This window comes from Priestia sp. P5_B4 (assembly GCF_056400385.1).
Window position 1 is genome coordinate 1 of record NZ_JBFULJ010000112.1, and the last position, 8,778, is coordinate 8,778.

Sequence of the window (8,778 nt, forward strand, 5' to 3'; positions counted from 1 at the left end):
CATGTATCCTTTTTCTTTTAAACTAATATATTTTCGATCTCCGATAATTAAATGATCTAACAATTCAATTCCTATGATAAATCCGCACTCTTTTAAGCGCTTCGTTACCTCTATATCTTCTCTGCTGGGAGTAGGGTCGCCGGAGGGATGATTATGAATACAAATAAGGGATGCAGCGGAACGACGAAAGGCTTCTTTAAATACTTCTCTTGGATGGACAATAGATGAATTGAGGCTTCCGATAAAAATGGTTTGCTTGTGGAGAACTTGATTTTTCGTGTTGAGGTATAAACAGACGAAATGCTCTTGAGACAGCACGCGCATTTCTTCCATCACATAATTAGCTCCGTCTTCAGGGCCATGAATGGTATATCGCTGACTAGATTTCCGCTGTACAATCCTCTTACCTATTTCAATAGCCGCTATAATTTGAATTGCTTTTGCAGGTCCGATACCTTTAATATTCATCATTTCATCAAGCGATGCATGCTGCAAAAGTTGAAGACCTTCAAAATGCGTTAATATGCGATTGGACAGCTGAAGAACAGATTCATCTTTGGTTCCAGTGCGCAGCAAAATAGCAATAAGCTCGTGGTTAGAAAGACTAGAAGCACCCATTGACACAAGGCGCTCTCGAGGTCTTTCATCTTGAGGAAAATCTTTAATTAACAATGATTGATCCAATTTCGCCACTCCTTTTTAGTAAACGAAACCGTATTTTTTTAGCTCACGTATTGTTCGGGAGAGCGGCAAGCCCACCACGGAGAAATAGTCTCCTTCAATTTTTTTAACTAGCGCAGCACCGAGACCTTGAATTCCATAAGAACCAGCCTTATCCATAGGCTCTCCTGACTCTACGTACTGTACGATTTCATCTTCTTCAATCGGCCAAAACTCTACATCTGTTTGTTCATAAAACGTATGAACTTTTGCATTTGATACGAACGCTACTCCAGTTAACACCTGATGTTTTTGACCTGACAGCATCGTAAGTGTTTCAATCGCTTCTTGGTTCGTTTTTGGCTTTCCTAAAATACGATTGCCATATACGACAACTGTATCGGCACCTAGGACAATATCCTCTTTATGATGCGAAGCGACGTCCACTGCTTTTTGCCTAGCTAAATCCATTACTACCTCGGACGGAGTGTATAATGGATTGATGATTTCTTCAATTGTACTAACGTGAACGGTAAAGGGAATGTGAAGCTGCTGAAGTAATTCTTTTCGACGAGGAGAGCCTGAGGCTAAAATTAATGTTTGTTTCATACATCTCACCTTTGCATTTTGATTTAAAAAAGAAGGACACACCGTTATTTTAGCAATTTCATCTCCAAATGACAATAAACAAGTGAGGCAGCATTACACTACCTCACTTGTTAAGACGTTACAAGGCTTTCATACTGCTGAAGAGCTTTTAACACGTATCGCTGAGCAAGCCAAGCATCTTTACTGCTTTTATTGTCTTCATATGAAGACAGAGAAGCAGCAGCTTTTTGAAGGGTGCTCACCATGGTTTTAATGTCTTCATTTGACGCTTCTTTCTGAACTTTTTTCAGCTCTTTTTTCAGAGATTTGATATCGGCTACCCGCTGTCCTTCAATCGCTTTAACAGATTGATCTAAGAGATTAGCCATAAACGGCTGCGCTGTTGTTATAACCGTTTGATCTTTTTTCCCTAATTCGCTAGTGGGCTTAATTTCATAAGACTTTACATATACATCTTTACCTTGTTGTTTATAAGTTTTACTAAGTGCGTTCGCTTTTTCTTCTCCAGTGGCAGCACCAACGACAAGAGAATAGGTTTTAGGTGAAAAGATCTCGCCTGCTTCGTTCTCTTCTTTCCATTTATCCATTGCTTTATTTGCAGCAGTTTTTGATGAAAAAGCACCTGCTTGAACAATGTAAAAGGAAAAAGGTTCTAAAGTAGAAGCAGCAGCTGATGTCCCCTTCGATTCCTGTTCGCTTTTCTTTTCAGCTTTACCAACACTTTCAGTGGTAGACGCTGTTTGAGAAGTTTTTTCTTCTTTCGTTTGCTCACTTGTTTGTGCTTTGCTTACAGGCTGTTCGCTTCCTGTCATCATTTTCACACCAACCATACCGATGCCGCTGCCTATTCCAACTGCTAGCAGTACAATCACAGCTGTTCGTTTGATCACACCGCCGTTTACCGTTTTAATCGAAACATTTTTAGGATGTAATCGCGGCTTTTTCTTTTTTTCATTTCTTACATCTTCAATAAACACCACTTTATTTTCTTCCACATGAGAATCTGTGGATCCCGGTTCCGGAAGAACCCACGTAAACTCGTCTTTTTCTGGCACTTGTTCTTCCTTGGATTGACCGTTGATTTTAATTGAAATTTTTCGTTCCTGCTTGTCCACTGCCCCACCGCCTTTAGTTAACGTAGTCTTAGTACCGGTTGCAAGCTGAGGTAAACCGACATAAAACATACACTTTTTTCCATGCTATCATAGAAGAAAAAAAAAATAACAAGACATTTGTCGTCTTGTTACAAAAGGTTTTCGCTATTTAGTTACAGAAATTTTAAATTTGTCGAAGACTTGAAGCTCAATAAAAATAGTTGCTAACATACCAATCTATCAATTCGTTTCCATGAAAATAAGCAGCGATTGTGCCTATAAAAATAAATGGAACGAAAGGAATTGGTACACCTACCTTTGCCTTTTTCATTAATAACGCTCCTATACTAACGATTCCGCCTATTAATATAGCTAAAAAAAGCGATAGCAAAACAAGCTTTACTCCAAGCACAATACCAATCAAAGCATACAGTTTAATATCTCCTTCTCCAAGCCCTCCTCTGCTGAGAAATGCGATTAGAAAGAGGAGAAAAAATGCGATTCCTCCTCCCATTAAGGAATCACTCCACGAATTTAATGGAATGAAAAGACGCTCAAGTAGAAAGATAGGTAAAAAGAAAAGCAGCACCTTATTTGGGACAATCATATAGGCTATGTCTGAGACAACTATAATTGTTAAAAAAGAAACAAAGGTTAATATGACAATCAGTTCTAACGTCATATTCAATCTAAAAAAAGCATATACAAATAAACTTCCTGTCGAAAATTCTATGAATGGGTAGATGAAGGAGATTTTTTTGTGACACATACTACATTTTCCTGCATTTTTAATGTAGGAGACTATGGGAATTAATTGTTGTGGAGAAAGAACGTATAAACAGTGTGGACAATGAGATCTTGGAGATAAAATAGATTTTTTCTGAGGTATTCTAAGTCCTGCTACGTTATAAAATGAACCTAACGTGATACCTGAAACAAAGGCATAGAGGTAAATTAAACTCATACTATTTCTTCCATCTCAGGCCTGCTGCTTAATTGTAGGTTTTCTTTTGAGTGAAGGAATGTATCTCGTTCCCTTAAATAGCTGCCAAGAAACGGAATGAGAAAAGCTGCAAGAAGACCTATTACGATAACCAGTACAATCACTTTCATTAGAGAAATTCCTTTATTCCTCGTTGACAGTTTATCCATTTCAATATCTCTCCTTTATTGATTAGTATCAAACAGCTCCTTGGTTAATAAACTGAATCATAATACCCATAAAAGTAATATTCTGTATGCCTCCTTCCTTAAAACACACTTTTTATAGGTAATAAGGATTATACCACTAAAAAACAAAAACAGCATAAAAAAACGTCTGCAAAAGCAGACGTCTTTTAATAGTAAGGAGCCATAAATAAGTAGACAATTACACCTGTAAGACTTACATAAAGCCAGATTGGCATTGTCCATCGCACAATTTTTTTGTGTTTTTCAACTTGCATTGTCCAGCCCCACACAAGTGCAAACAGTGCCAGCGGAACAATAATCGCTGCTAGGAAACTGTGTGTGATCAAAATGAAGAAGTAAATGGGACGAACGATTCCTTCTCCACCGAACGTAGCTGTTTCTGTGGAAATGTAATGGAATGTTAAATATGAAACTAAAAAGAGCAGTGTGGAAGTGAATGCTGCTAAAATAAAACCTTTATGAGCGTTAATATTTTTCCTAAAAATTGAAATCAACGCTGCAACTAAAAAAATAAACGTAAAACTATTCAAAATAGCATTTAACCGTGGAAAGATAGTCAAATCAAAACTTACTTTTCCTTGATAGCCAATATTCGAAAAGAATAGCAGTAAAATAATAACATTCGCTATCACTGAAAAGGTAAGAATAATACCGGTAAAGTTTTTATTACTTTTTGGTACAATTTTTTCATTATTCTTACTCATGTTAACAATCTCCTTATTTAGTGATGTACATGTTTATTATATATCACTTACCTAGGGGGTGAAAGTGACAATACTTTGAACTTAGTGCTTCCTTATTATCCGTATCCCTTCCTCACATTATGTTAAAAGCAGCAAGATTTCACTTGCTGCTTTTGCTCATTTTAGAAGAAAAGCCCTTACTTCTGATATAAAATACAGAGACCCTGTAATCACGACCATGTCTTGTTCACCTGTCGCCTTTTCCTTTACGTAAGCAATTGCTTTTTTCCACTCTTCATCCATATGCTTATTATGATGAGTACTCATCTCATAAAGCTCCCCAGCTGCGCGAGCACGAGGAAAGTCAAACGACGTAAATGTAATACTTGCAGCGATTGTGTCAAGTTCTTGAACCATTCGATCAGCACTTTTATCATTTAAGCAGCTGAAAATTAAATGAATGTTTCGATTTTCATAATGAAGGCGTAAAGTAGATAACAAGCTATCAATGCCTTCTGCATTATGAGCCCCATCAATAATCGTTAAAGGATGCTCATTTACTATCTCAAAGCGGCCGTTCCACTTTGTATGCTGAATCCCTTTTATCATTTGCTCATTGGAGATAGAAAGCTTTTTCTTTTCTTTTAAATAACAAACGGCCATGAGAGCCAAAGCTGCATTTTTCACTTGATGATAGCCAAGCATATTTAATTCTAAATGTTCAAATGTGCCATACGGCGTTTTTAACGCAAAGCCTTCTCCATTTGCTAATGGCTCATAGTTTTTAATGTCAAAATCTTTTCCTAACACAAATAACGAAGCATGCTTTGACTTTGCTTCTTCAGTAATGACATCAAGCGCCTTCACTTGCTCTGCACCGGTAATAATAGGGACTTCTTTTTTAATAATCCCCGCTTTTTCTGCTGCAATTTCTTCTACCGTATCACCTAATATTGCCATGTGATCAAATCCAATGTTTGTAATAATACTCACCATAGGATTCACAACGTTTGTTGAGTCATATCGTCCTCCAAGACCTGTTTCAAACACAGCATAGTCAACTGACTCATGATAGCCGAAATAAAGAAAAGCCATGACTGTAATCACTTCAAATTCCGTTGCTGATCCTAAACTTGTATGTTCTAGTCGCTCCACAACAGGCTTTATTTCCTGAACAAGAGCGGTCATTGCTTCATTTGAAATAGGCTGTCCATTCACGCTGATCCGTTCATTAAATGTTTCGATATAAGGAGAAGTAAACGTTCCAACTTTATACCCTGCTTCTTCTAACATGTTTCGCAAATAAGAAACGGTAGAACCTTTACCATTCGTCCCAGCAACATGAATAGCATTTAGATTTTGCTGCGGAAAATCAAGCTGCTCTAGCATCCATTCCATTCGTTCTAACCCCGGCTTGATTCCAAAGCGAAGTCTGTTATGAATCCAATCAAGCGCTTCTTCATATGTCGTTATCATCTTTTATTCACCTTTCTTTTCCATCGCTATTATTATGTAGAGAAAAAGCGTCGCTATACAAGCCACGCTTTTTCTGTTGGTTCATTAACCCGTCGATTATCCGCGTAATTCAGCAATACGAGACTGAACAGCTTCGCGTTTTTCAACATAATCCTGCTCTTTTGCACGCTCTTCTTCTACTACTTTAGCAGGCGCTTTTGCAATAAAGCCTTGGTTGTTTAATTTCTTTTGTACACGTTCTACTTCTTTGTTTAACTTGTCGTATTCTTTTTCTAAACGCGCGATTTCTTCTTCAATATTAATTAAACCTTCAAGAGGTAAAATTAATTCTGCGCCTGTTACAACAGCAGTCATTGCTTTTTCATCTAATGAAACATCTGTTGAAATCACAAGCTCACTTGGATTACAGAAACGTTCTACATACGCACGGTTCTTTTCAAGCTGGTTTTGAATATTTTCACCTTTAGCTTTGATAAATAATTTTACTTGTTTGCTCATCGGCGTGTTCACTTCAGCACGAATGTTACGAACAGCACGGATAATATCTACAAGTAAACGCATATCGTTAGCAGCTTCTTTATCAGAAAGCTCAGGGCGTACTTCCGGCCATTTAGCTACTGTAATCGATTCGCCTTCATGCGGCAAGCTTTGCCAAATTTCTTCGGTAATAAACGGCATGAATGGATGTAAAAGTCGCATTGTATTATCAAGTACATAAGCTAAAATTGAGCGAGTTGTCTTTTTAGCTGCTTCATCTTCTCCGTAAAGAGGAAGTTTAGCCATTTCAATGTACCAATCGCAGAAATCATCCCAAATAAAGTTATAGAGAATGCGTCCAACTTCACCGAATTCATATTTGTCAGCTAATTTTGTTACGTGCTCAATCGTTTCATTTAAGCGCGTTAAAATCCATTTATCAGCAACTGACTTTTCGCCTGATAAATCAAGCTCTTCAAATGTGATGCCGTCCATGTTCATTAATGCAAAACGAGAAGCATTCCAAATTTTATTTGCAAAGTTCCACGTCGCTTCGACTTTTTCAAAGCTGAAGCGTAAATCTTGTCCTGGTGAGCTTCCTGTAGATAAGAAGTAGCGAAGAGAATCTGCACCGTATTTCTCGATTACTTCCATTGGGTCTACACCGTTACCAAGTGATTTACTCATTTTACGACCTTCAGCATCTCGTACAAGACCGTGAATGAGTACATCGTCAAACGGACGTTTACCCGTAAATTCAAGACCTTGGAAAATCATACGAGATACCCAGAAGAAAATAATATCGTAGCCTGTTACAAGCACGTTTGTTGGGTAGTAGCGTTTGAAATCTGCTGCATCCACATCGGGCCAGCCCATTGTTGAGAATGGCCATAGCGCTGAACTGAACCATGTATCTAATACATCTGAATCTTGTTCCCAGTTTTCAATATCTGCTGGAGCCTCATGATCTACGTATACTTCTCCAGTTTCTTTATGATACCAAGCTGGAATGCGATGTCCCCACCAAAGCTGACGCGAAATACACCAGTCGCGAATATTTTCCATCCAGTGTAAGTATGTCTTTTCAAAACGATCAGGCACGAAGTTTACTTTTTCTTCTTGCTTTTGAAGATCTACTGCTTTATCTGCTAACGGCTGCATTTTTACAAACCATTGAGTTGATAAATAAGGTTCAACAACGGCACCGCTTCGTTCACTGTGACCTACTGAATGCATGTGGTCTTCAATGTTGAACAATACACCGTCTTCTTGAAGGTCTTTAACAATTTGCTTACGGCAAGCAAAACGATCCATTCCTTCATATTTACCTGCTTTGTCATTCATCGTACCGTCCTGATTCATCACTAAAATACGCTCTAAATTATGGCGGTTTCCAATTTCAAAATCGTTCGGGTCATGAGCAGGCGTAATTTTCACCGCACCAGAACCAAATTCCATATCTACATAATCATCGCCTACGATTGGAATTTCACGACCTACAATCGGAAGGACAACCTTTTTGCCGATTAAGTGCTTATAACGATCATCTTCAGGGTGAACAGCTACAGCCGTATCTCCTAGCATTGTTTCAGGACGAGTTGTTGCGATTTCAATATGTCCAGAACCATCTGCCAACGGATAGCGCATATGATAAAACGCACCTTGTACATCTTTGTAAATAACCTCGATGTCTGAAAGAGCTGTTTTTGTAGCTGGATCCCAGTTAATAATATATTCTCCGCGATAGATTAATCCTTTTTTGTAAAGCGTTACGAATACTTCGCGCACTGCTTTAGAAAGGCCTTCATCAAGCGTGAAGCGCTCGCGTGAATAGTCTAAGCCAAGTCCTAGCTTCGACCACTGCTGGCGAATAAAGCTTGCATATTCTTCTTTCCATTTCCATGTTTCGGCTACAAAATTTTCGCGGCCTAGATCGTAGCGGCTTTTCCCTTCGCTGCGAAGCTTTTCTTCTACTTTTGCCTGCGTTGCAATCCCCGCATGGTCCATGCCAGGAAGCCATAAAACGTCATAGCCTTGCATGCGCTTCATACGCGTTAAGATATCTTGTAACGTTGTATCCCAAGCGTGGCCTAAATGCAGCTTGCCCGTTACGTTTGGGGGTGGAATTACAATTGTATATGGCTCTTTTTCAGGGTCATTTGTTGCTTCAAAAAACTTCCCGTCTAACCAATACTGATAACGATTTTCTTCAACGGCTTTTGGATCATACTTCGTTGGAAGAGTCACTTCTTTTTCAGACATAATGTATACCTCCATAATATAAAGTTTCAGTCTTTAGAAACTGTGTAAAGCTTTTATAAACATAAAAAAACTCCTTTCCTAATAAAAGGACGAAAGGAGTTGATTTCGCGGTACCACCTTTTTTTATAGACGTATCCCGTTTGATAAGCCTATACACTTCATTTCATAACGGTTGATTAACCGGCTTTTTCTACTGAGCTATGCAGCTGTTCAAAAAAGCTACTCATAGGCGACATTCCGAGTGCACATTCTTAAGAAATCTCACAGCAGCTGATTTCTCTCTCTGAAAGACGAACATCCCGTACTCTTCCTATTCACTGTATTTA

8 protein-coding genes and 1 other annotated feature are annotated in these 8,778 nt (G+C 38.5%); all 8 genes read right to left on the reverse strand.

What is annotated here, in order from left to right:
• The coding region (radC, locus tag AC1DRF_RS11715) for a RadC family protein (RefSeq protein WP_013059346.1) at positions 1-684 on the reverse strand (684 nt) is incomplete at its 3' end.
• Between the two features lie 15 nt (positions 685-699).
• On the reverse strand, positions 700-1,269 hold the full coding sequence (locus AC1DRF_RS11720) for a Maf family protein (RefSeq protein ID WP_043976108.1): 570 nt from the start codon (positions 1,267-1,269) through the stop codon (positions 700-702).
• Positions 1,270-1,379: 110 nt separating this feature from the next.
• Complete coding sequence (locus tag AC1DRF_RS11725; RefSeq protein WP_427075325.1) at positions 1,380-2,453, reverse strand: SPOR domain-containing protein; 1,074 nt, start codon at positions 2,451-2,453, stop codon at positions 1,380-1,382.
• 118 nt (positions 2,454-2,571) lie between these two features.
• Complete coding sequence (locus AC1DRF_RS11730; protein WP_097824635.1) at positions 2,572-3,327, reverse strand: prepilin peptidase; 756 nt, start codon at positions 3,325-3,327, stop codon at positions 2,572-2,574.
• Positions 3,324-3,515, reverse strand: a complete 192-nt coding sequence (locus tag AC1DRF_RS11735; RefSeq protein ID WP_097824636.1) for a hypothetical protein — start codon at positions 3,513-3,515, stop codon at positions 3,324-3,326. The genes AC1DRF_RS11730 and AC1DRF_RS11735 overlap by 4 nt, the downstream gene beginning before the upstream one ends.
• A gap of 185 nt (positions 3,516-3,700) precedes the next feature.
• Entirely contained in the window at positions 3,701-4,258 is a 558-nt protein-coding gene (locus tag AC1DRF_RS11740; protein ID WP_013059351.1) for a DUF420 domain-containing protein, read from the reverse strand.
• 156 nt (positions 4,259-4,414) lie between these two features.
• The gene (locus AC1DRF_RS11745; RefSeq protein ID WP_427075326.1) at positions 4,415-5,713 is read right to left on the reverse strand and encodes a bifunctional folylpolyglutamate synthase/dihydrofolate synthase; all 1,299 of its coding nucleotides are present in this window, start codon (positions 5,711-5,713) and stop codon (positions 4,415-4,417) included.
• 96 nt (positions 5,714-5,809) lie between these two features.
• A complete protein-coding gene (locus AC1DRF_RS11750; RefSeq protein WP_477740798.1) occupies positions 5,810-8,452 on the reverse strand; it encodes a valine--tRNA ligase in 2,643 nt (880 codons plus the stop codon).
• A gap of 82 nt (positions 8,453-8,534) precedes the next feature.
• Positions 8,535-8,778: a binding site (T-box leader), on the reverse strand. This feature is flagged as partial in the annotation.